At 71.5% G+C, this 24,857-nt stretch carries 21 protein-coding genes and 1 pseudogene; 13 read left to right on the top strand and 9 right to left on the bottom strand.

The window, feature by feature from the left end; all coding sequences use genetic code 11:
- A pseudogene (locus JGS39_RS14545) lies at positions 1-716 on the top strand (hypothetical protein); the annotation flags it as partial.
- Here JGS39_RS14545 and JGS39_RS14540 read toward each other — a convergent pair.
- Positions 699-1,907, bottom strand: a complete 1,209-nt coding sequence (locus JGS39_RS14540) for an MFS transporter (RefSeq protein WP_219569438.1) — start codon at positions 1,905-1,907, stop codon at positions 699-701. The pseudogene JGS39_RS14545 and the gene JGS39_RS14540 sit on opposite strands and share 18 nt — an antisense overlap.
- Before the next feature lie 256 nt (positions 1,908-2,163).
- On the opposite strand from JGS39_RS14540, the gene JGS39_RS14535 reads away from it, so the two are divergent.
- From JGS39_RS14535 to JGS39_RS14480, 12 genes are all read left to right on the top strand, one after another.
- Complete coding sequence (locus tag JGS39_RS14535; protein WP_219569437.1) at positions 2,164-2,820, top strand: GntR family transcriptional regulator; 657 nt, start codon at positions 2,164-2,166, stop codon at positions 2,818-2,820.
- Positions 2,821-2,852: 32 nt separating this feature from the next.
- Entirely contained in the window at positions 2,853-3,755 is a 903-nt protein-coding gene (locus JGS39_RS14530; protein ID WP_219569441.1) for a dihydrodipicolinate synthase family protein, read from the top strand.
- Positions 3,752-5,479, top strand: coding sequence for an L-arabinonate dehydratase (gene araD / locus JGS39_RS14525; RefSeq protein WP_219569436.1), 1,728 nt, complete (start codon positions 3,752-3,754; stop codon positions 5,477-5,479). The genes JGS39_RS14530 and araD overlap by 4 nt, the downstream gene beginning before the upstream one ends.
- Before the next feature lie 156 nt (positions 5,480-5,635).
- A complete protein-coding gene (locus JGS39_RS14520) occupies positions 5,636-6,565 on the top strand; it encodes a carbohydrate ABC transporter permease (protein ID WP_219569435.1) in 930 nt (309 codons plus the stop codon).
- The gene (locus tag JGS39_RS14515; protein ID WP_219569434.1) at positions 6,562-7,482 is read left to right on the top strand and encodes a carbohydrate ABC transporter permease; all 921 of its coding nucleotides are present in this window, start codon (positions 6,562-6,564) and stop codon (positions 7,480-7,482) included. The genes JGS39_RS14520 and JGS39_RS14515 overlap by 4 nt, the downstream gene beginning before the upstream one ends.
- A 5-nt stretch (positions 7,483-7,487) precedes the next feature.
- Positions 7,488-8,693 carry a Gfo/Idh/MocA family protein gene (locus tag JGS39_RS14510; RefSeq protein ID WP_219569433.1) on the top strand — a complete coding sequence of 402 codons (1,206 nt, stop codon included), beginning with the start codon at positions 7,488-7,490 and terminating at the stop codon, positions 8,691-8,693.
- Positions 8,690-9,520, top strand: coding sequence for a DUF6807 domain-containing protein (locus JGS39_RS14505; protein WP_219569432.1), 831 nt, complete (start codon positions 8,690-8,692; stop codon positions 9,518-9,520). Before JGS39_RS14510 ends, JGS39_RS14505 begins: the two co-directional genes overlap by 4 nt.
- The gene (locus JGS39_RS14500; protein WP_219569431.1) at positions 9,517-11,076 is read left to right on the top strand and encodes a glycoside hydrolase family 43 protein; all 1,560 of its coding nucleotides are present in this window, start codon (positions 9,517-9,519) and stop codon (positions 11,074-11,076) included. Before JGS39_RS14505 ends, JGS39_RS14500 begins: the two co-directional genes overlap by 4 nt.
- Positions 11,077-11,184: 108 nt before the next feature.
- Positions 11,185-12,519, top strand: a complete 1,335-nt coding sequence (locus tag JGS39_RS14495) for an ABC transporter substrate-binding protein (RefSeq protein ID WP_219569430.1) — start codon at positions 11,185-11,187, stop codon at positions 12,517-12,519.
- A gap of 171 nt (positions 12,520-12,690) precedes the next feature.
- On the top strand, positions 12,691-13,518 hold the full coding sequence (locus tag JGS39_RS14490) for a rhamnogalacturonan acetylesterase (RefSeq protein ID WP_219569429.1): 828 nt from the start codon (positions 12,691-12,693) through the stop codon (positions 13,516-13,518).
- A gap of 65 nt (positions 13,519-13,583) precedes the next feature.
- Positions 13,584-14,927 (top strand): pectate lyase family protein, encoded by a 1,344-nt coding sequence (locus JGS39_RS14485; protein ID WP_219569428.1) that lies wholly within the window; start codon positions 13,584-13,586, stop codon positions 14,925-14,927.
- A gap of 106 nt (positions 14,928-15,033) precedes the next feature.
- Positions 15,034-16,143, top strand: a complete 1,110-nt coding sequence (locus JGS39_RS14480; protein WP_219569427.1) for a pectinesterase family protein — start codon at positions 15,034-15,036, stop codon at positions 16,141-16,143.
- Positions 16,144-16,206: 63 nt separating this feature from the next.
- On the opposite strand, the gene JGS39_RS14475 is transcribed toward JGS39_RS14480, so the two are convergent.
- The 8 genes from JGS39_RS14475 to JGS39_RS14440 all read right to left on the bottom strand — a co-directional run bounded on the left by JGS39_RS14475 (position 16,207) and on the right by JGS39_RS14440 (position 24,717).
- Positions 16,207-17,052 (bottom strand): pectate lyase, encoded by an 846-nt coding sequence (locus JGS39_RS14475; protein ID WP_219569426.1) that lies wholly within the window; start codon positions 17,050-17,052, stop codon positions 16,207-16,209.
- Positions 17,053-17,162: 110 nt separating this feature from the next.
- Positions 17,163-17,882 (bottom strand): hypothetical protein, encoded by a 720-nt coding sequence (locus tag JGS39_RS14470; RefSeq protein WP_219569425.1) that lies wholly within the window; start codon positions 17,880-17,882, stop codon positions 17,163-17,165.
- Positions 17,879-18,454, bottom strand: a complete 576-nt coding sequence (locus JGS39_RS14465; protein ID WP_219569424.1) for a SigE family RNA polymerase sigma factor — start codon at positions 18,452-18,454, stop codon at positions 17,879-17,881. The genes JGS39_RS14470 and JGS39_RS14465 overlap by 4 nt, the downstream gene beginning before the upstream one ends.
- A 235-nt stretch (positions 18,455-18,689) precedes the next feature.
- Positions 18,690-20,141, bottom strand: a complete 1,452-nt coding sequence (locus JGS39_RS14460; protein WP_219569423.1) for a peptidoglycan D,D-transpeptidase FtsI family protein — start codon at positions 20,139-20,141, stop codon at positions 18,690-18,692.
- A 164-nt stretch (positions 20,142-20,305) separates the two neighbouring features.
- Complete coding sequence (locus JGS39_RS14455) at positions 20,306-20,965, bottom strand: response regulator transcription factor (RefSeq protein WP_219569422.1); 660 nt, start codon at positions 20,963-20,965, stop codon at positions 20,306-20,308.
- Positions 20,962-22,230: a sensor histidine kinase gene (locus JGS39_RS14450; RefSeq protein ID WP_308120414.1), complete on the bottom strand. Its 1,269-nt coding sequence runs from the start codon at positions 22,228-22,230 to the stop codon at positions 20,962-20,964. Before JGS39_RS14450 ends, JGS39_RS14455 begins: the two co-directional genes overlap by 4 nt.
- Positions 22,227-23,246, bottom strand: coding sequence for a hypothetical protein (locus JGS39_RS14445; protein WP_219569421.1), 1,020 nt, complete (start codon positions 23,244-23,246; stop codon positions 22,227-22,229). Before JGS39_RS14445 ends, JGS39_RS14450 begins: the two co-directional genes overlap by 4 nt.
- Before the next feature lie 187 nt (positions 23,247-23,433).
- Positions 23,434-24,717 carry a phosphatase PAP2 family protein gene (locus JGS39_RS14440; RefSeq protein WP_219569439.1) on the bottom strand — a complete coding sequence of 428 codons (1,284 nt, stop codon included), beginning with the start codon at positions 24,715-24,717 and terminating at the stop codon, positions 23,434-23,436.
- Positions 24,718-24,857: the final 140 nt, after the last annotated feature.

Below are 24,857 nucleotides of genomic sequence, written 5' to 3'. Positions count from 1 at the left end.
GGGACGGGGCGGGCGGGACCGAGCTGGAGTCGTGCGGCTGGTACGGCTTCGCGCATCTGCACGCCCACGACAAGGTCGGGGGCGTCGGCCTCGGGGACGCGGCGCAGTACCTGATGTCGCTGTGCTTCTGCCCGGACTGCCGGGCCGGATACGGCGAGCAGGGGCTGGACGCCGAGGAGTTGAACCGTGCCGTGCGGGGCGCGCTGGAGCCGGTCTGGGCCGGTTCCGGGACCCCGGAAGCGGGCTGGGGCGGGGTCGAGAAGCTGCTCGGCACCGATCTGGCCGGGGCCACGCTCCGGTATCGCACCGAGGTGGCCCGCAGGCTACAGGAGTCGGTGGTCGCCGCGGTGCGCGCGGCCGCCGCCCCCGGGTTCCAGGTGCTGCTGCACGCGGACCCCGCGCCGTACCGGTCCGGCGCCAACGTGGGCGTCGACCCGGAGCACATCCTGTCCGTGGCGGACGGCGTGGTGCTGCCGTGCACCGGCGGTGACGCGGCGCGCGAGGCGGTGCTCGGCCCGTTCGCCGGACACGGAGGCGTCCTCGCGGCCAACCTCGCCGTGGTGCGCGGGATGGGCGGCAGCCCCGGCACGCTGGAGCGCGACGCCGCCCACGCGACCTCGCTCGGCGCGAACCAACTGCGCCTGTATCACGCGGGGCTGGCCTCGGGGCCGGACCTCGAAGCCGTCACCGGGGCGCTCTCACGCCTCGGCCGCTGACGTCCGCGGGCCGGCGGGGAGCCTTCCCCGCCGGCCCGTGACCAGCGTGGCGGCCGTCAGCAGCGCCACCGCGCCCACCAGCGGCAGCAGCACCCGCACGTCCACCAGCGCGAGCAGCCCCGCGCCGAGCGCCAGCGCCACCGCGTTGGGCGCCATCATCAGCGTGCCCGCGGTCGCGGACGTCCGGCCCAGGACGGCGTCCGGCGTCTCCCGCTGGACCGCCGTCATCGCGGCGATCAGCACGCAGGGCAGGCCCAGACCGATCAGTGCGCACGCCATCAGCGCCACGGTGTCGTACGGCAGCGCCCGCAGGCCCACCGCCAGTGCGAACGCGGTGATGCCCGCCGCCGCGAACACCCGTTCAGGCAGCCGTCGCAGCAGCGGTCCGGCCAGCAGCCCGACCGTGACGGACCCGATGCCCTGCGCCGCGTAGAGCACTCCGGCGTACGCGGGGGAGCGGCCGAGCACCCCGTCCACGACGGCGTACAGCATCGCCCCGTTGAGCCCGGCGCACAGCATCGTGACGGACCCGGCGAGCACCAGCGGCCGCAGCACCGGTGACCCCCACACCTGCCGCATCCCGGAGGAACGGCGGGCCCCGGCCGGTGTCTGTCTCCGTACCCGTAGCAGCCCGTAGAGGCCTGCGGCCAGGGCGAAGGAGGCCGCGTCCAGCAGGGCCACCGCGGTGCCGCCGAAGCGGGCGCAGAGCGCCGCGCCGGTGAGCGGGGCCACCAGCTTCACGCCCTCGTTCGCCATCATCCGCAAGCCGTTGAAGTCGCCCAGCAGGTGGGCGTCCACGGCCTGTGCGACCAGCGCGGACTCGGCCGCGTCCATGAGTACGGAGCTCGTCCCGTACAGCAGGAGGACAGCGAACAGGATCCAGATCCGCCCTGCCGAGTCCACGGCGGTCAGTGTCGTCAGCAGCAGTGCCATGGCGACGTTCGCCCCGGCCAGCAGGGGCTTCCTGGGCAGCCGGTCGGCCACCGCTCCGAGAACCGGCCCGAAGAGCACCGGCAGCCAGACGGCGAAGAGGGCCAGCGCCGCCAGACTGTCCGAGCCCGTCAGCGACTTGACCCAGATCCCGGCGGCCAGTGACATCGCGGAACTGCCGAAACCGGACACCACGACCGAGGTGAGGAGCAGCCCGGCCGTCCGGTCCCGCAGTACCCGCCCTGTCGCCGACCGACCCATCGAACCTCCCTGACCTGCACGTCCGTTACGCGATCAGGCTGGCGGGTAAGGCCGTTGCCGGACATCGGGACGTTGCCGTAGACGGCGGGGCGGGGCGGTCCGCCGGGAAGATCCGTGTACGGCACACGTCGTAGTCCGGTGAAGTTCTTCTGTCAGAAGCGTTGACGAAACATTCGCGGCGCCTCTAGCTTCATCGCGTCGTACTTCGTACGTCATATATGAGACGCGATACGCGAGATGCGAGAGCCCTTCACTCATGACCTTTGCGCCCACCCCGATTCCGTCCCGCACCCAGTACGTGCTGGAGGCGATCAAGCACGCGATCCTCACGGCGCAGCTGAGACCAGGGCAGGCGCTCGTCGAGACCGAACTCGCCGCACAGTTCGGGGTGTCCAAGACCCCCGTACGTGAGGCGCTCAAGACGCTCGCCGGGACCGGCCTGGTCGTCATGAGCCAGTACAAGGGCGCCATCGTGCGGCTGGTCGACGCGACCATGGCCCGGGAGGTGTACGACGTGCGGCTGCTGCTCGAACCCGAGGCGCTGCGTCGCACCATCACCCGCAGGGCCTCGCTCGACGAAGCCCAGGAGGCCCTGGAGCGTGCCGACTCGGCGCTCGACAAGGCAGACCGGTCGCTCGCCAACCGGGACTTCCACCGGGCGCTCTACCTCCCCTGCGGCAACCCGCTGCTGGGCCGGATGCTCGACGAGGTCCGCGACCAGGCGGCTCTCGTTTCCACGGTCGCATGGGCGAACAATCCGTCCTGGGAGCGGGAGGCGGCCGAGCACTGGGAGATCCTGCGCCTCGCGCTCGCCGACGACGCGGACGCGGCGGCCGGGGCTCTGCACGACCACATCGCGTCGTTCGTGCGCCGCGCGTTCCCCGACGACGAAGACGGGGGTGACGCGGCGTGAACCAGCAGCACATCGACGAAAGGCCTGTCCGCATGGACCTCACACCGCTGAAGGCGGCCCTCGCAGACGTCGTGGCGATCCCGGTGACCCCGTTCGCCGGGGACGGCACCATCGACACGCAGGCGCACCGCGTCCTGCTGCGAAGAATGCTCGACGGCGGCGTGCGCATCCTCACCCCGAACGGCAACACCGGGGAGTTCTACGCGCTGGCCCCTGAGGAGCGGCGTGCTGTCACCGAGCTGACCATCGAGGAGGCCGGCGGCCGCGCCACGATCCTGGTCGGTGTCGGGCACGACGTGCCGACCGCCGTCGCCGCCGCGGAGCACGCCCGCGACGCCGGCGCCGAGATGGTGATGGTGCACCAGCCCGTTCACCCGTACGTCTCGCAGGACGGCTGGATCGACTACCACCGGGCCATCGCCGAGGCCGTCCCCGGACTCGGCGTCGTCCCCTACATCCGCAACCCGCACCTCGACGGCGCGTGCCTGTCGGTGCTCGCCGACAGCTGCCCCAACGTCATCGGCGTCAAGTACGCCGTCCCGGACGCCGCACGCTTCGCCGCCTTCGCCCGGGACGCCGGCCTGGACCGCTTCGTCTGGGTCGCCGGCCTCGCCGAGCTGTACGCCCCCGCCTACTTCTCCGCGGGCGCCACCGGCTTCACCTCCGGCCTCGTCAACATCGCGCCCGGCGTCTCGCTGGCCATGCTGGAGGCGCTGCGGGCCGGCGACCACCCGGCCGCGATGAAGGTCTGGGAGCAGATCCGCCGCTTCGAGGAACTGCGTGCGGACCGGCAGTCCGCCAACAACGTGACCGTCGTCAAGGAGGCGCTGGCCTCGCTCGGCCTGTGCGGCCGCGATGTGCGCCCGCCCAGCCGGGTGCTGCCCGAGTCGCAGCGCGCCGAGGTCGCCGACCAGGTCGCGGGGTGGTCCATATGACCGGCCGCATCGCCGCCGAGGAGCTGCGCAGCCACCAGTGGTACGGCACCGACGGGCTGCGCTCCTTCAGCCACCGGGCCCGCACCCGCCAGCTGGGCTACCTCCCCGAGGAGCACCTGGGCAAGCCGGTCATCGCGATCCTCAACACCTGGTCGGACATCAACCCGTGCCACGTCCACCTCCGCGACCGCGCGCAGGCGGTCAAGCGCGGTGTCTGGCAGGCCGGCGGTTTCCCGCTCGAGTTCCCCGTCTCCACCCTCTCGGAGACGTTCCAGAAGCCGACCCCGATGCTCTACCGCAACATGCTGGCGATGGAGACGGAGGAGCTGCTGCGCTCCTACCCCGTCGACGGCGCGGTGCTGCTGGGCGGCTGCGACAAGTCGACGCCCGCGCTGCTGATGGGCGCCGCCTCCGTCGACCTGCCCGCCGTCTTCGTGCCGGCCGGGCCGATGCTGCCGGGGCACTGGCGCAACGAGGTCCTCGGCTCCGGCACCGACATGTGGAAGTACTGGGACGACAAGCGGGCCGGACTCATCGGTGACTGCGAGATGGACGAACTGGAGAACGGGCTAGCCCGCTCACCCGGCCACTGCATGACCATGGGCACCGCCTCCACTCTCACCGCAGCCGCCGAGGCGCTCGGCGTCACCGTCCCCGGGGCCTCCTCCATCCCGGCCGTCGACTCCGGCCACGACCGGATGGCCGCACAGTCGGGCCTCCGGATCGTCGAACTGGTGTGGCAGCAGCGGAAGCTGTCGTCGATCCTCACCGCGGAGGCGTACGAGGACGCCGTCGCCACCGTCCTCGCGCTCGGCGGCTCCACCAACGCCGTCATCCATCTGATCGCCATGGCGGGCCGCTCCGGCATCAAGCTCACCCTGGACGACTTCGACCGCGTAGCCCGCACCGTGCCCGTGCTGGCCAACCTGCGGCCCGGCGGGAAGTACCTCATGGAGGACTTCCACTTCGCCGGCGGACTGCCCGGTTTCCTGGCCCGGCTGACCGACGTCCTGCACCTGGACCGGCCCACGGTCTCCCACGACACCCTGCGCGAACAGCTCGACGGCGCGCTCGTGCACAACAGCGACGTCATCCGCGAACGCGACAACCCGCTGGCGGAGGAGGGCGGCGTGGCGGTGCTGCGCGGCAACCTCTGTCCGGACGGGGCGGTCATCAAGCACATCGCCGCCGAGCCCCACCTGCTGCGCCACACCGGCCCCGCGGTCGTCTTCGACGACTACAAGGAGATGCAGCGCACCATCAACGACCCGGCACTGGCCCTCACTCCGGACCATGTGCTGGTGCTCCGCAACGCCGGACCCAAGGGCGGTCCGGGGATGCCCGAGTACGGGATGCTGCCGATCCCCGACTACCTGCTGAAGCAGGGAGTACGGGACATGGTGCGGATCTCCGACGCCCGGATGAGCGGCACCAGTTACGGCGCCTGCGTCCTGCACATCGCCCCCGAGTCCTATGTCGGCGGCCCCCTCGCACTCGTGCGGACCGGTGACCCGATCACCCTGGACGTCGAGGCGCGGCTGCTCCATCTCGACGTGACCGAAGAGCAGTTGGAGCGGCGCAGGGCCGAGTGGACGCCGCCCGCCACCCGGTTCGAGCGTGGCTACGGGGCGCTGTACCACGACCAGATCACTCAGGCCGACACCGGCTGCGACTTCGCCTTCCTGGCCAGGCCGGGAGAAGTCCCCGACCCCTACGCCGGCTGAACGGCCCAGCAGAATTCGGGCGCCCCGCCTCGTTCGGCATATCGAACATCATGCGGCAAGCGCTTGCGTACTACACGCATCACCGCACCGTCAGCACCCGCACGCACCCTCAGCACCACCGTGCACCCCGTACCTGAGAGAGAACGGAGACGTGTCATGGCCCAAGCCGCCGCTGTGGCCACACCGCCCAAGGTGCCCAGGCGCCGCTCCGCGAGCCCCCGCCGACTGCCATATCTGCTGATCGCCCCCGCGGGGCTGCTGATGCTGGGCTTCATCGCCTACCCGGTGATCAGCGTCTTCTACTACAGCCTGCAGAACTACAACGTCACCAAGCCGTGGCGGAACGGCTTCGCGGGCTTCGACAACTTCACCCGGATCTTCACCGACGACGACCAGTTCTGGACGACGCTGGGCTTCAGCGCCCAGTGGGTGGTCGTCCAGGTCGCGCTCCAGCTCACCCTCGGGCTCGCGCTCGCCCTGATCGTCAACCAGAGCTTCATCGGCCGCGGCATCTCCCGCGCCATGGTCTTCTCACCGTGGGCCGTCTCCGGTGTGCTGACCAGCACCATCTGGATCCTGCTCTACAACTCCTCGACCGGGTTCAGCCGCTACCTGGCGGACGCCGGCATCGGTGACTACGGCACCTCGGTGCTCTCCGACACCGGAACCGTCTTCTGGGCCGCGACCGTCGCCGAACTCTGGCGCGGAGTCCCCTTCTTCGCCATCCTCATCCTCGCCGACCTGCAGTCCGTCTCCAAGGAGCTGTACGAGGCGGCGTCCGTCGACGGCGCCGGGCGGCTGCGCCAGTTCTTCCACATCACCCTGCCCCACCTGCGGGACGCGATCATCCTGTCCACGCTGCTGCGCGGTGTCTGGGAGTTCAACAACGTCGACCTGCTCTACACCCTCACCGGTGGCGGACCGGCAGGCGAGACCACCACCCTGCCGCTCTACGTCGCCAATACCGGCATCGAGGGCCACGACTTCGGGTACGCCTCCGCGCTCACCACCGTCGCCTTCGTGATCCTCCTCTTCTGCTCGATCGTCTATCTGCGCCTGAGCAAGTTCGGAGGCGAACACAAGTGACTGCCGCACTGGCCGAGAAGAACGGCACCGACGCCGCACGACCGCCCGTCCGGGACCACCGCACGCCGGCCGCGCACCGACGCGGCAAGCCCGGCCGCGAACGCGCCTTCGACGACGTACCGCGCTGGCAGATCTACGTACCGCTCGGCATCTACCTCGTCTTCACCCTCATCCCGTTCTACTGGATGTTCCTGTTCGCCGTGCGCCCCGCGGGCTCCACCTCGCTGGTGCCCTGGCCGATGACCGGGGAGCACTTCTCCAAGGTCTGGAACGAGCGCAGCTTCGCCGTCTTCTTCCAGAACAGCATGATCGTCGGGGTCTGCACCCTGGTCTGCACGACGCTCGTCGCGCTGGCCGGCGGCTACGCGCTGGCCCGGTTCAACTTCAGGATCAAGAACGGCTTCATGCTGGCGCTGCTCTGCTCGCAGTTCATCCCGGGCGCGCTGATGCTCGTACCGCTCTTCGAGATCTTCAAGAACCTCCAGATGATCAACTCCCTGGGGAGCGTGGTCATCGCCGAGACGGTGTTCCAGCTGCCGCTCTCCATCATCCTGATCAGCGGATTCATCAAGAACGTGCCGGTCACCCTGGAGGAGGCCGCCTGGGTGGACGGCTGTTCGCGCTTCCGGGCCTTCTGCGCGGTCGTGCTGCCGCTGCTGCGGCCCGGCCTCATCGCGGTCGGCTCCTTCGCCTTCGTGCACAGCTGGAACCACTTCCTGTTCGCCCTGATGTTCCTCAGCGAGCAGGACAAGCAGACGATCCCGGTCGGCCTGAACACCCTCATCGGCGCGGACAGCGTCGACCTGGGCGCGCTCGCAGCCGGCGGAGTGATCGCCGCGGTCCCCGTGGTGATCGTCTTCGCCTTCATCCAGAAGTGGCTCATCACCGGCTTCAGCGCCGGCGCAGTGAAGGGGTGACGGACATGCCGTCCCTGTCCACCACCACACCCGTCCCGATCGTCCTCGCGGGCGCCCGCGGCCACGGACGCTGGCACCTCGCCAACATCCGCCGCCTCCAGCACCAGGGCCTCGTCCGGCTCGCCGGAGTCTGCGAACTGAAGCCGCTCGACGACGGCGAACTCGACGCCTTCGCCGGTGAACTCCCCGAGCAGTCGGCCGACTTCGGCGCGCTCCTGGACTCCACCGGGGCCCGCGCCGCCGTCATCTGCACCCCGATCCAGACCCACGCCGAACTGGCGCTCACCGCCGCCGGCCGGGGCGTCCACCTCCTGCTGGAGAAGCCGCCCGCCGCGACGCGGGCCGACTTCGAACGCATCCTGGCCGGGGTGCGGGACGCCGGCATCGCCTGCCAGGTGGGTTTCCAGTCCTTCGGCTCGCACGCCGTGCCCGCCATCCGCGAGCTCGTGCGCACCGGCGCGATCGGTACCGTCCAGGGCTACGGGGCCGCCGGCGCCTGGGTCCGGGACGAGGCCTACTACCGGCGGGCGCCCTGGGCCGGGCGGCGCCGGATCGGGGACACCGACGTCGTCGACGGGGTCCTGACCAACCCGCTCGCCCACGCCGTCGCCACCGCCCTCGAACTCGCCGGCAGCGGCACGGCCCAGGACGTCGTCGCCGTCGAGACAGAGCTCTTCCGCGCCCACGGCATCGAGGCCGACGACACCTCCTGCGTCCGCATCACCACCGCCTCCGGCGTCCCGGTCACCGCCGCCGTCACCCTCTGCGCGGAGCAGGCCGGGGAGCCCTATGTGATCGTCCACGGCGACCGCGGCCGGATCACCTTCTGGTACAAGCAGGACCGGGTCCTCGTCCAGCGCGCCGGCCACGGCCCCGAGGAGGCGGTGCACCGGCGGACCGACCTCCTGGAGAACCTCGTCGAGCACCTGGTGCGGGATGCCGCCCTGCTCGTACCGCCGCACCGCACCGGGGCGTTCATGGAGGTCGTCGAGGCCGTACGGACCGCGGACGAGCCGCGCGCCCTGCCGGCCGACGCCTGGTACACCGTGCCCGCGACCGCCTCCGCCGCCCCCCGCCGGGTGGTGCGCGGGATCGACGCACTGGTCGCGGCGGGCGCCGACACCCTCACCCTCTTCTCCGAACTCGGCGCCCCCTGGGCGCTCAGGTCCGGTCTGGAGACAGGACCTACCACCGAGGTGAGTTCATCGTGACGACGACCACCGCACTGCTGAGCTGCGCCGGCCGCCCGGTCGGCCGCTACACCTACCTCCCCGCCGCCGACGGCCGCCCCTACCTGCACCCGGTCACCACCCTCGCCGGCACGCCCGTCACCGAGGAGCGTCCGGCCGACCACGTGCACCACCTGGGCACCTCCGTCGCCGTCCCGGACGTCGCCGGGCACAACTTCTGGGGCGGCCGCACCTTCGTCCGCGACCAGGGCCCCACCGTGCTCGACAACCACGGCGTCCAGCGTCACCTGGGCTGGAAGCTCCGCGACCCGGACGGGTTCGTCGAGGAGCTCAGCTGGGAGGCCGGCGACACCGAACTGCTGCGGGAGCACCGCACGGTCGCCGCCGCGGAACTCTCCCCGGCCGCCTGGGCGCTGGACTTCTCCTTCTCGCTCACCAACCGGGGCACCTCGGACCTGTCGATCGGCAGCCCCGCGACCAACGGCCGGCCGGGCGCCGGATACGGCGGCTTCTTCTGGCGCGCGCCCAAGGAGGCCTCGGCGCCCGCCGTGTTCAGCGGGTCCGCGGACGGCGAGGAGGCGGTGCACGGGAAGGCCGCCGACTGGGTGGCGATGAGCGGCGACGGCTGGACCCTGGTGTTCGCCGGGGCGACCGAGGAGACCCGCCGGGACCCGTGGTTCGTGCGGACCACCGAGTATCCGGGTGTGGGCTCCTCCCTCGCCGCCGACCGCCGGCTCCCCGTCCCCGCGGGTGCGACGATCGTGCGCCGGGTCGTCACCGTCATCGCGGACGGCCGGCTCGGCCGGGACGAGGCCGCGGCCTACGTCCGCCGGGCGGTGACCGCGTGAGCGCCCAGGCCGAGCGCCCCTGGACCGCCGATCTCGGCGACGGCACCTACCGCAACCCGGTGCTGAACGCCGACTGGTCCGACCCCGACGTGGTGCGGGTCGGTGAGGACTTCTACCTCACCGCCTCCAGCTTCGGCCGGGTCCCCGGACTGCCCCTGCTGCACTCGCGCGACCTCGTCAACTGGACCCTGATCGGCCACGCCCTGGACCGCCTGGAGCCGGCCGCCGACTTCGCCGTGCCCCGGCACGACTGCGGGGTGTGGGCGCCGTCGCTGCGGCACCACGCGGGACGATTCTGGATCTTCTGGGGCGACCCCGACCACGGCATCCAGCAGATCAACGCCGAGGACGTCCGCGGACCGTGGAGCGCGCCCCATCTGGTCAAGGCCGGCAAGGGACTGATCGACGCCTGCCCGCTGTGGGACGAGGAGACCGGCGAGGCGTACCTCGTGCACGCCTGGGCCAAGTCGCGCTCCGGGATCAAGAACCGGCTCACCGGCCACCGGATGAGCCCCGACGGACGGGAGCTCCTCGACGAGGGCAAGACCCTGATCGACGCCGACACGATCCCCGGCTGGTTCACCCTGGAGGGCCCCAAGCTCTACCGCCGGGACGGCGAGTTCTGGATCCTCGCCCCGGCCGGCGGGGTGAGCACGGGCTGGCAGGGCGCCTTCCGCTCCCGGGACTTCTTCGGGCCGTACGAGGAGCGCGTCGTCCTCTCCCAGGGCCGTACCGAGGTCAACGGGCCGCACCAGGGCGGCTGGGTCACGACCCCGGCCGGCGAGGACTGGTTCCTGCACTTCCAGGAGCGCGGGGCGTACGGGCGGGTGGTGCACCTCCAGCCGATGCGCTGGGACGCGGCGGACGGCGGCTGGCCGGTCATCGGGGACCAGGGCGAGCCCGTCACCGTACACACCAAACCGGCGGCGCCCGAGCAGTCCGCGGCGGCCCCGGCCAGCGGCGACAGCTTCCCGGGCGGCCGGTACGGCAGGCAGTGGCAGTGGACGGCCGACCCCCGCCCCGGCTGGACCGTCGAGCACGGCGGGGACGGGCTGCGGCTCAGCTGCGTACGGACCGCGTACGCACACGATCTGCGGGCCCTGCCCAACGTGCTGGTCCAGCGGCTGCCCGCCGAGACGTTCACCGTCGAGGCGGAACTCGCCCTCGGCAGCGAGGTACCGGGGGCCAAGGCCGGTCTCGCGGTGCTCGGGGACGCGTTCAGCTGGATCGGCCTGGAGCGGCCGGCGGACGGTGCGGACGGGATACGGCTCGTGCACCGGTACGCCGAGACGGTCGCCGAGCACGAACGCGACGCCGAACACGGCAGGGCGGCCCCCGACGGCACGGCCCGGCTCCGGATCGAGGTCGCCCCCGGCGCCCGCTGCCGCTTCTTCGCCGATACCGGGGACGGGGCCGGATTCCTGGCGTCGGGCCAGGTCTTCGCCGCCACGCCGTGGCGCTGGGTCGGCGCCCTGCTCGGCCTGTTCGCCACCGCACCGCCGGGAACGGGGCCGGCCGGGACGGCCTGCTTCACCGGATTCCGAACCACCCCCTGAAACGCGTACCGGCCGGGCCGTCGAAGGGCGACGGCCGGCCGGCACCGGACCACCGAAACCCCCCACTCATGCGCACGAACCGAGAGAACCGAGAGAGAAGAGCCGATCATGAACATCTCGAAGACGCAGCGGGGGCGTGCCGCGGCGGCTGTCTCCCTTGCCGCGGTGCTCGCACTGACCGCGACCGCCTGTGGTGACGACGGCAGCGAGACCGGCACCGAGGGCAGTGGCAAGGGCGAGATCACCTTCTGGGACAACAACGGTGGTCCGCGTACCGCCATCTGGACCGAGATCATCAAGGACTTCGAGAAGAAGTACCCGGACATCAAGGTCAAGTACGTGCCGATCCCGATCGCCGACGTGCAGTCCAAGTACGACACGGCCATCGCGGGCGGCGGACTGCCGGACGTCGGTGGCGTCGGCACCGCCTACCTCGCCAACATGGTCTCGCAGGAGGCCCTCGACCCGCTCAACGACCGGATCAAGGGCTCCACCCTCAACGGCAAGCTCGTCGGGAGCATGGTCGACGGCGTCAAGGCCGCGGGCGGCCGGGGCGACGACATGTACTCCGTGCCGACCTCCGCCAACAACGGCGTGACCTGGTACCGCACCGACCTGTTCAAGACCGCCGGCCTCGAGGCGCCCACCACCTGGGCCAACTTCTACAAGGCGGCCGAGAAGCTCACCGCGAGCAAGGACAACAAGTTCGGCTACACGATCCGTGGCGGCGCCGGCTCCATCGCCCAGGCGATCGACGCCGCGTACGGCCAGTCCGGCATCACGGAGTTCTGGAACGGCGACAAGACGACGCTCAACGACCCGAAGAACGTCGCCGCGCTGGAGAAGTACGTGGCGCTGTACAAGAAGGCGACGCCCGCCGCCGACGTCAACAACGACTTCACCAAGATGGTCGCCCAGTTCGACACCGGGACCATCGGCATGCTGAGCCACAACCTCGGCTCCTACCAGGACCACCTGAAGGCGCTGGGCAAGGAGAAGTTCGCCGGCATACCGAACCCGATCGGCGACGGCGGCACCCGGGTCCAGGTCTCCAACCCGGTCGACGGGCTCGGCCTGTTCCGGTCGAGCAAGAACAAGACGGCCGCCTGGAAGTTCATCGAGTTCGCCGCCTCGCACAAGTGGAACAGCAAGTGGAACGAGTCCGCGGGTGCCATCCCGGCCAACACCGAGGCCGCCAAGGACCCGTGGATCAGCGCCACCGAGTCGACCGAGCTCGCCGCGAAGGCCCTCACCGACGGCTCCACGAAGATCGTGCAGCTGCCGTACTACCTGCCGGACTGGAACAACATCAGCAAGGCGGACAACGAGCCCGAGTTCCAGAAGCTGCTGCTCGGCAAGGTCACGGCCAAGGACTTCCTGGACAAGATCGCGGACGAGCTGAACAAGGCCCAGAAGGAGTGGAAGGAGATCGGCAACGGCTGAGCCGGCGCACCCCGCCAGGCCGACCACCCCGGTGACCGGGGACCGGCGGCGGTTCGGGTCGCGTCCCGCCGCCGGTCCCCTCTCCTCCTGCACTTCTCCTCCTGCACCCCGTACCGCCGTACGCCCCGCGCGTACGCACCGCTACGCATCCATGAGAGAGGCAGCTTCACCGTGTCACTCACCCGCAGGCAGGCCGCGGCCGCCGTCGCCGCGCTGCCCCTGGCACTCGCCACCGCCACCACCGCGGCGGCGCACGGCCCGGGCGGCCGCCCCCGCCCCCGCACCCTGCACATCGCCGGCGATTCGACCGCCGCGCAGAAGTACGCCGACGCGGCGCCCGAGACCGGCTGGGGCATGGCCCTGCCGTTCTTCCTCGGCCACACCCTGACGGTCGCCAACTATGCGATGAACGGCCGCAGTTCGAAGAGCTTCATCGACGAGGGACGGCTCGCCGCCCTGCTGGAGGAGGTGCGCGGGGGCGACCTGCTGCTGATCCAGTTCGGACACAACGACGAGAAGACCGAGGACCCCGCCCGCGGCACCGACCCGTACACCACCTACCAGGACTACCTGCGGCAGTACGTGCACGGCGCACGGTCACGCGGGGCGCGGCCGGTGCTGCTCACCCCGGTGGAGCGCCGCCGCTTCGCCGACGACGGTACGGCGAAGCCCACCCACGGCACGTACCCGGCCGCGATGCGCGCGCTGGCCGCCGAGGAGCGCGTACCCCTGCTCGACCTCCAGGCGCTCACGCTCGCGCGCTGGCAGGAACTCGGCCCCGACGGCACGTTGGAGTACTTCAACTGGCTGGAGCCGGGGCAGTCGCCCAACTACCCCGACGGGCGACAGGACAACACGCACTTCCGGCCCCGCGGCGCCATCGAGGCCGCGCGGCTCGTCGCCCGGGCCCTCGTGGCCGGGAAGGTACTCGCCCCGCGCGACGTACGACGCACCGATTCCGCGATCCCGCTCGAATGGATCACCTGGCCGCAGGCCTGACCACGGCCGCCGCCCCCGCTCCTCCTCGGCTCACTTCACCTCACCTCACCACCGAAGGATCCGCCATGCCCGCACGCATCTGTCATGCCCGCGCCATTGCCCTGGTGATGGGCTGCGCCTCCCTGGCGCTCGCCGTGTCCGTCCCCGCCCAGGCCACCGGGCACCCGGGCGGGCCCGACCGCCACCAGGGCATCGACCGCGCCGTCCTCGCCCAGGGCGACGGCTGGGCCGCCGCCGACGGTTCCACCACCGGCGGCGCCGACGCCACCCCCGACCACATCTACACCGTGAGCAACCGGGCCGAACTCATCGCAGCCTTCGAGGACGCGGGCGACGCCCCGAAGATCATCAGGATCGACGGCACCGTCCACGGGAACTCCGACGCCGCGGGCACCCCGATCGACTGCGACGCGTACCAGACCGACGGCTACTCCCTGGACAAGTACCTCGCCGCCTACGACCCGGCCACCTGGGGCCGCGCCGAGGTTCCCTCGGGCCCCCTGGAGGACGCCCGCCTGGCCTCGGCCAAGCTGCAGAAGGCCGCCGTGAACGTCTACGTCCCGTCCAACACCACACTCGTCGGCGTCGGCAAGGACGCGACGGTCATCGGCGCCAGCCTCCAGATCCAGAACGTCTCCAACGTCATCGTCCGGAACATCTCGTTCGAGGACACCTACGACTGCTTCCCCCAGTGGGACCCCACGGACGGCGAGACCGGCCACTGGAACTCCGAGTACGACAACCTCGTCGTCTACGGCTCCGACCACGTCTGGGTCGACCACAACACCTTCAGCGACGGGGACCGCTCCGACGCCGACCAGCCGCGCTACTTCGACGAGCTGTACCAGCAGCACGACGGACTGTTCGACATCGTCAAGGGCGCCGACCTCGTCACCGTCTCGTACAACGTCCTCAAGGACCACGACAAGACGATGCTCATCGGCAACAGCGACGGTGCCGGCGCGACCGACAGCGGCAAGCTCCGGGTCACCCTGCACCACAACCTCTTCAAGGACGTGAACGAGCGCGCTCCCCGTGTCCGCTTCGGACAGGTCGACTCGTACAACAACCACTTCGTCGCGTCCAAGGGCAGCGTCTACGGCTACACGTACGGCATCGGCGCCAAGTCGCAGCTCGTCGCCGAGCACAACGCGTTCAGCCTCAGCGGTGAGTTCGACAAGGCGAAGATCCTGAAGAAGTGGTCCGAGTCCACGGTCACCGCCGCGGACAACTACGTCAACGGCCGCCGGACGGACCTCATCGCCGTCCACAACGCGGGCGTTCCCGCCGAGCAGCTCACCGCGGGCGCCGGATGGACGCCGACCCTGCGCACCAGGGTCGACCACCCGCTGCTGGTGCCGCTGATCGTCGGCCTCAAGGCGGGCGCCGGCCGGATTCCCGGCGCCTGACCACCGACAGCCCCGCACCGGACGGTCCCCGCAGGCGCCCTCACCGGCGCCGGCGGGGCCCGTCCGGCCCGCCGCACACCCGCGCAAGGATTAAGGAAGTACCGCCATGCCCAGCAGACGCAGTGCCCTGGCCCTGCTCGCGGGCGGCAGCGCCGCCCTCGCCCTCGGCGCGGCCCCCACCGCACACGCCCACGGCCGGCCCGGCGCCCGCCCCTTCGGACGCTACGGGTCACCGGCCCGCCGCCTCGACGCCGCCACGCTGTACGTCGACGCACGCGGCCGGGGCGACCACACCGCCGTCCAGGCCGCCGTGGACGCCGCGACCGGCACCGGCCGCACCCTGGTGATCGCCCCGGGCACCTACCGCGAGACCGTCGACATCCCCGCCGACCGGACCGGCCTCACCCTCATCGGCGCGAGCGACGACCCGCACGACACCGTCATCGTGTACGCCAACGCCAACGGCACCCCCCGGCCCGACGGTTCGGGAACCTACGGCACCAGCGGCTCCGCCACCGTCACCGCACGGCCCGCCGGACTCACCGCCCACGGCCTGACCTTCGCCAACGACTGGCTGCGCGCCGACCACCCCGAATACACCGGCACCCAGGCCGTCGCCATCAAGGTGCAGGGCGACCGCTCGGCGTTCTACGGCTGCCGCTTCCTGGGACACCAGGACACCCTGTACGCCGACTCGCTCGCCCTCACCGAGTTCGCCCGCCAGTACTACCGCGACTGCTACGTCGAGGGCGACGTCGACTTCGTCTTCGGCCGCGCCACCGCCGTCCTGGACCGCTGCCACTTCCGCACCCTGGCCCGCACCGACCTGGCGACAGCGCCGTACGGCTTCGTCTTCGCACCCAGCACCGCCGGCGCCAACCCGCACGGCTACCTGGTGCAGCGCTCCCGCATCACCAGCACCGCGCCGGACGGGTACTTCAAACTGGCCCGCCCCTGGGTGCCCTCCTCCGACCTCACCGCACACCCGATGCTGACCGTGCGCGACAGCCACCTCGGCGCCGGGATCGACACGGACGAGCCGTACGGGACCATGTCCTCGGGCTTCCCGTGGCAGGAGCAGCGGTTCGCCGAGTACCGCAACACGGGCCCCGGCGCGCGCGTCACCGTGCCCGCCAACCGCCCCCGGCTGACCGCGGCCGAGGCACGCCTGCACACCCCGGCCGCCTGGCTCGGCGACTGGCGTCCGTACCGGTAGAACGCGCCACCGCGTGACGGGAGCCCCGCCGGACCGGTCCGGCGGGGCTCCCGTCACCGTCGCTCAGCCGTAACTGATGTCCGAGCTGCTGTACTTGCAGTACGTGCCGTCCGGCCCGCTGCCGGTCTCCGTCGGCTCGTCACCGTCGTCGTTGCCCGTGTAGCGCACGCACGGCTTGATTTTCTTGCTGCTGTCGCCGTGGATCCGGACCGACTTCAGCGTCGCGGTGTCGCCGTAGTTGGTGTTGATCCCGACCAGGGCCTTGCCGGGCGCCGTCACATCGACATCGCTGACCGCGATCGTGCGCTTGTACTGCTTGGAGCAGTTGCCGCAGGAGCGCACGAGCTTGCCGAAGTCGGAGACCTGGAAGCCGCTGATGCTCAGCGTGCCCGCGCCGTTGAACTGGAAGACCTTGTCGTCGGCCTTCCTGGCGCCGCCGCCGGTCACCTTGTACGTGGCGCCCGACGAGGTGCCCTTGAAGGACGCCGCGTCCTCGCCGACGTCCTCCCACCAGACGTTCTGGATCGTGCAGCTGCCCTTGCAGTGGATGCCGTCGGCGGCCGGCGAACCGACGACGACGTTCTTCAGGACCGCCCCGTCGGCCAGTTCGAAGATCGGGTCCTGACCCTCGTCCTGACCGCCGTCGCCCAGGTCCCCGCTTCCGTAGAAGCGCTTCAGTTTGCCGTCGTACGTCCCCGAGACCTTGATGGTCGCCGAGACGGCCTGCGAACCCGATGGCGTCGGCCACGCGGCGGCCGCGGCGGCGGGGGCCGCTCCGGCAGACTGGACCAGCAGGCCGGTGGTGAGCGCGGCGCCGGTGAGCGCCAGCGCGGTGGTCGAAGCGGCGATCATGCGGCGGCGGCCGGTGCGTCGCGCGTGACTGCCGTGCGGTGCGGCTCGATTCTTCATGTCGGTGTCCCGTTCCTCGGTGGTGGGGGGAGCGTTGCGCTTCTTGGTCGCCACCGCTGGGGACAAGGGTTGCCGGGTTCAGCCGTCTTCTTTCCGTCCGGGCCGGCCGGTCAGTGGTCCGGCCCGAAGTAGTCGCCCACCGAGGCCCGTTCACCGTCGGCGCGGACCGCGTGCGCCGTCAGGTAGTCGCCCGCCGCGTCCCGGTCGCCCTCCGCGTGGTTGTACTGCCCCGCGAACGTGTGGGTACCGGCGGGCACGGTCCGGCCCGCCCGCAGCGCCCACCGGTAGACGAGATGGCCGCCGTCCTCGCTCACGGACACGGTGAAGTCCTTCGCCGGCAGCGAGCGCCAGGAACCGGTGCTGTTCACCCCGCCGGTGAGAGCGATCCGCAGCTCCACGGTGAGCGAGGTGAGCGGCTCGGACGTCCGCAGTGTCACCTCGCTCTGGGCCCAGTACGCGTTGGAGTGCGGGTCCACGGCACCGTCCGCCCACAGCGGCCCGTCCTCGGTGCGCAGCGAACCGAGGCCCGCCGGCGGGGTCACGGACGGCGCGGGGGAGGACGCCGCGGGCGCCGCGACATGCTCCCCGTGCGATCCGCCCTCACCGGCGGACGTGACGGCCACCGCGCCGAACGCCAGCACCCCGCAGACCGCGGCCGTCGCCCCCGCGACCCGCAGCCATGGAGCCGCCGCACGCCGGGGGCGCACCACCCGGGCCGGCGGACGGCCCTCGGCCATGCCCCGCTCCACCCGGGCCAGCATCCGCTCCCGGTCGGGGCGGTGCGCCTCGGCGGCCTCCCGCAGCCGCACGGACAGCTCCTCGTCCTTCACCGGTCTCCTCCGCTGCGCTGCGCCGCCACGGCCGCCTGCACATGCGAGGCGCCGGGCGTCTCCGGGCCCAGCAGCCGCTGCAGTTCCGCGACGGCCCGTGAGGTCTGGCTCTTCACCGTACCCACCGAGATCCCGAGCACCAGCGAGGTGTCCCGCTCCGAGAGGTCGAAGGCATGCCGCAGCACCACGCACGCGCGCTTGCGGAACGGCAGCCTGCGCAGGGCCCCCTGGACGTCCACGACCGCCGACACGTCCGGATCGTCGACCGCGTCCCCGCCGCCGCGCGGGGCCCAGAACAGCGCGATCCGCCGTCGCTCGCGTACCGCCGTGCGGATCCGGGTCCGCGCCATGTTGGCGACGACGCCGCGCGCGTACGCCACCGGATGGTCGGCGTCCCTGACCCGGTCCCAGCGGTGCCAGAGCGCCAGCAGGGCGTCTGCCGCCAGATCGTCGGCGGCATCGGCCTCGCCGGTCAGCAGATGCGCCAGCCGCGCGAGTTCGGCGTAATGGGCCTCGAAGAACTCATGGAACTCGGCGGCAGCGGCATCGGCGTGGTCGATGGATGTGCCCACAGCTACCTCATCTCAGCGCTCGAATCCCGGTGCCCGCACGGTCGGACTGTGTACGTTCCCACCCGCCGCCCGCAGCGGGCGGGCGGGGCGAGAGCGTACCAGCGCGTCACGGAAGCGCTTCGACGTGGGTGCGTAACCAAGTAAGACGTAACCGGGCGAAAACCTGAAGAGGCCCGGGACATGAGAGACGTCCCGGCACCCGAATCGGGGTGCCGGGACGTCTCTCATGTCCCGCTTACCGCTGGAGCGCGGCTTTCATCATCTTCTGGGCGATCGGGGCCGCGAGGCCGTTGCCGCTGACCTCCGAGGCCGCCGAGCCCGAGTCCTCCACGATCACGGCGACCGCGACCTCCTGGCCGTCGCTGTCGTCCTTCGCGTACGAGGTGAACCAGGCGTACGGGGTGTTGCTGTTGTCCACCCCGTTCTCCGCGGTGCCCGTCTTGCCGCCCACCTCGGCCCCGTCGATCCGGGCGTTGGTGCCGGTGCCTTCCTCCACCACGGTCACCATCGCGCTGCGCAGCTGGCTGGCCGTGGACGAGGAGACGATCCGCTTCATGTCACCGTCCTCGAAGTCCTCCAGCGTGCCGCCGTCCGCGTCCGTCACCTTGGAGACCATGTGCGGTGCGGCCAGCTCGCCGCCGTTGGCCAGGGCCGCGGAGACCATGGCGATCTGGAGCGGCGTGGCGGTGACCTCGAACTGGCCGATACCGCTCAGCGCCGTCTGCGCCTTGTCCATCCCGGACGGGTAGACGCTCTTCGAGGCCCGGACCGGCACATCGAGCTTCCCGGTGTTGAACCCGAACTTCTCCGCCATCGCCCGTACCTTGTCCTGGCCGAGATCGGCGGCGACCTTGCCGAAGACGTTGTTGCAGGAGTACTGCAACGCCACGCGCAGGGTCGCGTTCTCGCAGGGGGCAGTGGCGCTCTCGTTCTTCAGGACGGTGCTGGTACCGGGCAGCGTGTACGGGACGGGGCTCTTCGTCGGCTCGTCGACCGAGCCGTACAGCCCGTTCTCCAGCGCGGCCGCGGCCACCACCAGCTTGAACGTCGAACCCGGCGCCAGCGGCTGCCGCAGTGCGCGGTTGACCAGCGGCTTGTCCGGGTCGGCGAGCAGCTTCTGCCAGGCGTCGCCGTCCGTCGTCCCGCTGATGGTGGACGGGTCGTAGGACGGGGAGGAGACCATCCCGAGGATCTGCCCGCTCTTCGGGTCGATCGCGACGGCGGCGCCCTTGTCGTCGCCGAGCGCCTCGGACGCCGCCTTCTGCACCGCCGGGTCGATCGTCGTCAGCACGTTGCCGGGTGCGCTCCGCTTGCCGGTCAGCGCGTCCAGCGGATTCTTCAGCCGGGTGTCGGTGCCGTCCAGCACCTCGCTGTAGATCCCTTCGAGCTGGGTGGAACCGTAGGCCTGTGAGCCGTAACCGGTGACGGCCGAGTACAGATCGCCGCCCTTGTAGGTGCGTTTGTACGCGAGATCACCACCCTCCGTCCTCTTCGATCCGGTGACCGGGGAGCCGGCCACGATGATGTCGCCGAGCGGCTGCGCGTACTGCGCGATGGTCTTCCGCCGGTTGTGGTCGTCGTCTGCGAGCGCCCGGGCCTGGTACGCCTGCACCCAGGTCGCCCGCCCCAGGAGGGCGAGGACCAGCAGCAGGGAGAAGACCGAGGCGCGCCTGATCGTCTTGTTCATCCCGCTGGAGGGACGAGCGGGACGCCGCGCTCCGTTCCCGGTTGTGCCGCTTCTCACCCATTCCTCATGAAAGCGGCCAGGTCGTGTCCGCGAAGTCACGGGAGCCGGAGTCGTAGGCGGCCGAGGGGTGACCATGGCTCTGCGGACAAGTCCTGGCAGCCGGGTCAGCGGGGCGTGATGAACCCCGACTCGTACGCCGCGATGACCGCCTGCGTGCGGTCCCGGGCACCGGTCTTCGCGAGGACGGCCGCCACGTGGCTCTTCGCCGTCGCCGGGCCCACCCGCAGCCGGCCGGCGATCTCCGCGTTGGTGAGCCCGCTCGCCATCAGCCGGAGCACGTCCGCCTCCCGGTCGGTGAGCCTGGCCACCCACGGCGGAGCGGCGGCCGGCTGCCGTTTCCCGTACGCGGCCGCCAGCCCCCGTACCGCGGAGGGGAAGAGCAGGGAGTCGCTGCGGGCGACCAGCCGTACCGCCTGCACCAGGTCCTCGGCCGCCGCCCGCTTGAGCAGGAAGCCCGCCGCCCCGACACGCAGCGCGTCGTACACATAGGCGTCGTTCTCGAAGGTGGTGACGACGACGACGCGCGGGGCGGGGTCGAGCGTGGCCAGGATCTGCTCCGTCGCCCGGATCCCGTCGATCTCCGGCATCCGCACATCCATCAGCACCACATCGGGCCGCAGTTCGCGCACCACGGAGACGGCCTCGGCACCCGTCGAGGCCTCGCCGACGACCTCCAGGCCGGTCTCCGCGTCCAGGATGGCCCGCAGGGCGGTGCGGACCATGCGTTCGTCGTCGGCGAGGACGATCCGGACCGGTGTGCTCATCGCTGCTCCTGTGCGGGGGTGTGGAGGGGGAGGAGGGCGGTGAGCCGCCAGTGGCCGTCGTGTTCGCCGGCCTCGGTACGGCCGCCGAGCAGGACGGCCCGCTCGGCGATGCCGCGCAGCCCGCGGCCGCCTCCGGGGCGTACCGCCGCCGGCCGTTCGGGCAGCGGACTGGCCAGGACGATCTCCAGTTCCCCGGCGGCGTGCACCGTGATCCGCAGGCGCACCGGTCCACCGCGCCCGCCGTGCCGCAGCGCGTTGCTCAGCCCTTCCTGCACGATCCGGTACGCCTCGCGGGACACCGTCCCCGGGACGCCGTCCGGATCGCCGCCGGCGACGTACGCGACGGGCAGCCCGCAGTGCGCCAGCAAACCGTCCAGCGCGTCGAGCCCCGGGCCGGACGGCTGGTCCGGCGCCCCGTCCCCGGCCCCGTTGCCGTCCCGGCGCAGCAGCCCCAGCACGGTGTCGAGCTCGCCGACGGTACGCCGGGTCGTCTCCTCGATCGCGGTCAGCGCGGCCCGGACGAACTCCGGGTCGCTGTCCAGAACCCTGCGGGCCGCGCCCGCCTGGAGGGTGACGGCGCTGAGCGCGTGGCCGACCGAGTCGTGCAGTTCGCGGGCCAGCCGGTTACGGACCGCCAGTTCGGCCGCACGGCGTTCGGCGGCGGCCAGCCGGTCGTCCGGGGTCGGGCCCAGCAGGACCGGCGCCCGGTTCGCCAGCAGTGCCCCGGCCGCCGCCGCGCATCCGGTCAGGGCCACGAGCATCGCGATCCCGGCGAAGGGCGCCAGGGCCAGGACCCAGGTCCGGTCCAGGCCCTCCGGCAGATACATCGACAGGGGTTCCCGCAGTCCTGCGAAGAACGACAGCCCCATGACACCCACGGCGAACGGCACCAGTGCCAGCGTCATCCCGCTGATGACACCGCCGAGCCCCACATGGAGGGTGAACCAGGCCGCCGAACGGACCCTGGCCTGCCGGGTCCTGGCCGGCCCGTCCGCGAGCGGCCGGTCCGGCGGCAGCCCGCACAGCGCGCGGGCGACGGCCACCGAGAGCGGCCGGGCGAGCGGGACGAGCGCGGTGACCGCGGCCATCGGCAGGGCGTAGGCGAACGCGATCAGCTGGTTGACCGGTGAGTTGAAGACGTTGACGTCCGGACGGTACAGGCCGACGATCACCGTGCCGACGAGGAAGTACGGCATCAGAAGGGCGCCGCCGATGATCAGGTGCAGCCAGCGCTGCCGGGCCCGTCGGCCGAGCAGGGGCGTCACGCCCGGGGGCTCGCCGGCCGGGTCGCGGCCGCTCGCTCCGCCAGGAAGTACGCGCCCAGCGTCATCACGAGCGTCCCGACCAGCATCTGGACAGCGTAGATGAGCACCATGGTGGCCGTGGGCCGATCGGCGATGTCGTCGACATCGCTCAGCGAGGCGATGCTCATCCAGCCGCCCCAGCAGGCCGTCGCTCCGGATCCGCCCCAGGCCAGGGCGAGCGGCACCCGCAGCAGCAGCGCGGAGTCGCGGCGGAAGGCGAGGAGCAGGACCCCGGCGACGGTGACGGCGACGAAGAGGACGTAGACCGCTTCGAGCACCGCGGAGCCGCTGGTGCGCTCCTCGATCCGGCCCTCGTTGAGGCCGGCCGTCGAACCGGCGGCCCAGAGCAGGTGCAGGGCGCCGGGCACCAGCGCGATCAGCGAGGCGGCGACGGCGGCGGCCCGCAGCACGGGAGCGGTGGGGCTGTCCGGCAGTTCGCGCAGCGTGCCCTGCCAGAGGTGGCCCCAGCGGTCCTTGGCGTACAGCGCGAACAGGGTGCCGAGGGCCAGCCCCTGGATGATGAAGCCGGTGTAGACGACGCCGAAGACCCACTCGTCCAGGAAGGGCCGGCCCACGTCACCCTTGTTGACCGTCCTCCCGCCCAGAAGCCGGACCAGGAGCTGGAGCGGATAGCCGGTCATGATCGGCAGCAGCAGACCGGTGGCCACCCACATCGGCAGGGCGAGCAGCCAGGCGGGCACCCGCCGGCCCCAGGCCTGGGTGAGCAGCAGGGCGATGACCACGACCGCGCTGTCCATCAGCACCGACGCGCCGTTCGCGACGGCCATCGTGGTGCGGTGGTCGAGGAGCGAGCTGCCGTCCGGGATGCCGACGTGACTGCCCGAGATCCAGGCGGCCTTGAGGACGATGTAGGGCAGGCAGGAGACGATCGCGACGCAGCGCAGCACGGTGCGGAGGCGGTCGGTGACCGGAGCGGCGGCCGGTGCGGGAGCGGGTGCGAGAGGTGTCTGCGTCATGGCACTCACGCTGCCGCGCGGCCGGGCGGGGCGCGTCCTGCCCGGCGACGATCCGTCTCCGCCGGACGGCGGAGACGGATCGTCGTGTGTCGGACGGCGGGGACGGATCGTCGTGTGTCGGATCGGCGTGCCGGGCCTTCGCGGCGGACCGCTGCGCCGAGCCGCTGTGGCGGACCGTCGCGGCGGGTCAGACCAGTTCGGGCCGCAGTTCCGGCTGCCGCACCGGGGCGGGCTTCGGATCCCACTGCCGGGTGGTGCGCACGTACGCGTAGATCACCGAGACCATCGCCCCGATGAGCAGCGGACCGAACAGCCAGGCGTGGGCGGCCATCTGCGTCGGCAGCCAGCGGGCGGCCACCAGGATCGCGGCGAAGACCGTGCTGCCGTAGGCGACCAGCTGGATTCCGGACCGGTCCCAGCCGCGTTCGAGCGAGCGCAGGGCCGTCTCGATCGTGATGGTGAAGATCACGCCGGTGATGATGTCGATGCCGTAGTGGTAGCCGAAGCCCAGCGTCGCGGCGAGTGTGGCGATCAGCCAGAACGTGCCCGCGTAGCGCAGGAGGCGGGGGCCCTTGCGGGAGTGGATGAAGATCGTGGTGGCCCACGCCGTGTGCAGGCTGGGCATGCAGTTGCGCGGGGTGAAGTCGTCGAACGGCATGTGGTGGGGGCCGCTGCGGGGCGGCAGGGTGTCGGGCCACAGGTTGGCCGCGGCCCAGTGCCCGCCGTCGGCGCCGAAGGCGAAGACCGGTCCGACCACCGGGTAGATCATGTAGATGGCCGGCCCGAGGAGGCCGATGACCAGGAAGGTGCGCACCAGATGGTGGGCCGGGAAGCGGCGTTCGGCCGACACGTTGCGCAGCTGGTACAGGGCGACGACGACCGCGGCCACCGCGAGCTGGGTGTAGACGGAGTCGAGGAAGACCTCGCCGAACGAACCGGTGGCCCTGACCATCCGGCCCACCAGCCACGACGGGTTGCCCAGCGCGTGGTCGGCGGTCGCCACGTACTGGTCGATCACCAGCGGGCGGGTCTTCGAGGTGATGAGCAACCAGGTGTCGCCGGTCTTGCGGCCGGTCACCAGCAGCAGGCCCAGCCCGACACCCTTGAGCAACAGGAGGCGTTCAGCACCGGTGCGCCGGGTGACGGCGATGACCGCGCACCCCAGGATCACCCACAGCGCGCCGTTGCCGAAGGGGTGGCCGTGGGTCACCGGCGCGTCGGCCACCCAGCGCACCAGCAGGATGACGAGGTCGATACCGATCGCGGTCCCGATCGCGATGAACCGCTGCCGCCAGGTGAGCACCACCATCATCAGGCCCATGCTGGCGTACAGCAGGAACCCCGAGGCGGGAGCGAATATCACCTCTCGCGCCTGGGCGGCGATCGGTCCCGGCAGTCCGTAGTGACGCGCGGCGATTTCGAGAGCGACGAGGAATCCGAGGCCCACCATGCCCGCCGCGGCCCACAACAGCGCCTTCGGCCGACACCGGCCACCGGGCGTGGTTCCGTTGGTTATTCGCGAAAACACCCGCGATGCTATAGGTATCAAGAGTTTGGCCGATTTGTTAGATTCTGGTGGAGTACGTCACGACATGGGTCATTTGTCGCGCC

The organism is Streptomyces poriferorum (genome assembly GCF_019399235.1).
Lineage (GTDB): Bacteria > Actinomycetota > Actinomycetes > Streptomycetales > Streptomycetaceae > Streptomyces > Streptomyces poriferorum.
This window is presented reverse-complemented; position numbering and strand designations above follow the sequence as displayed.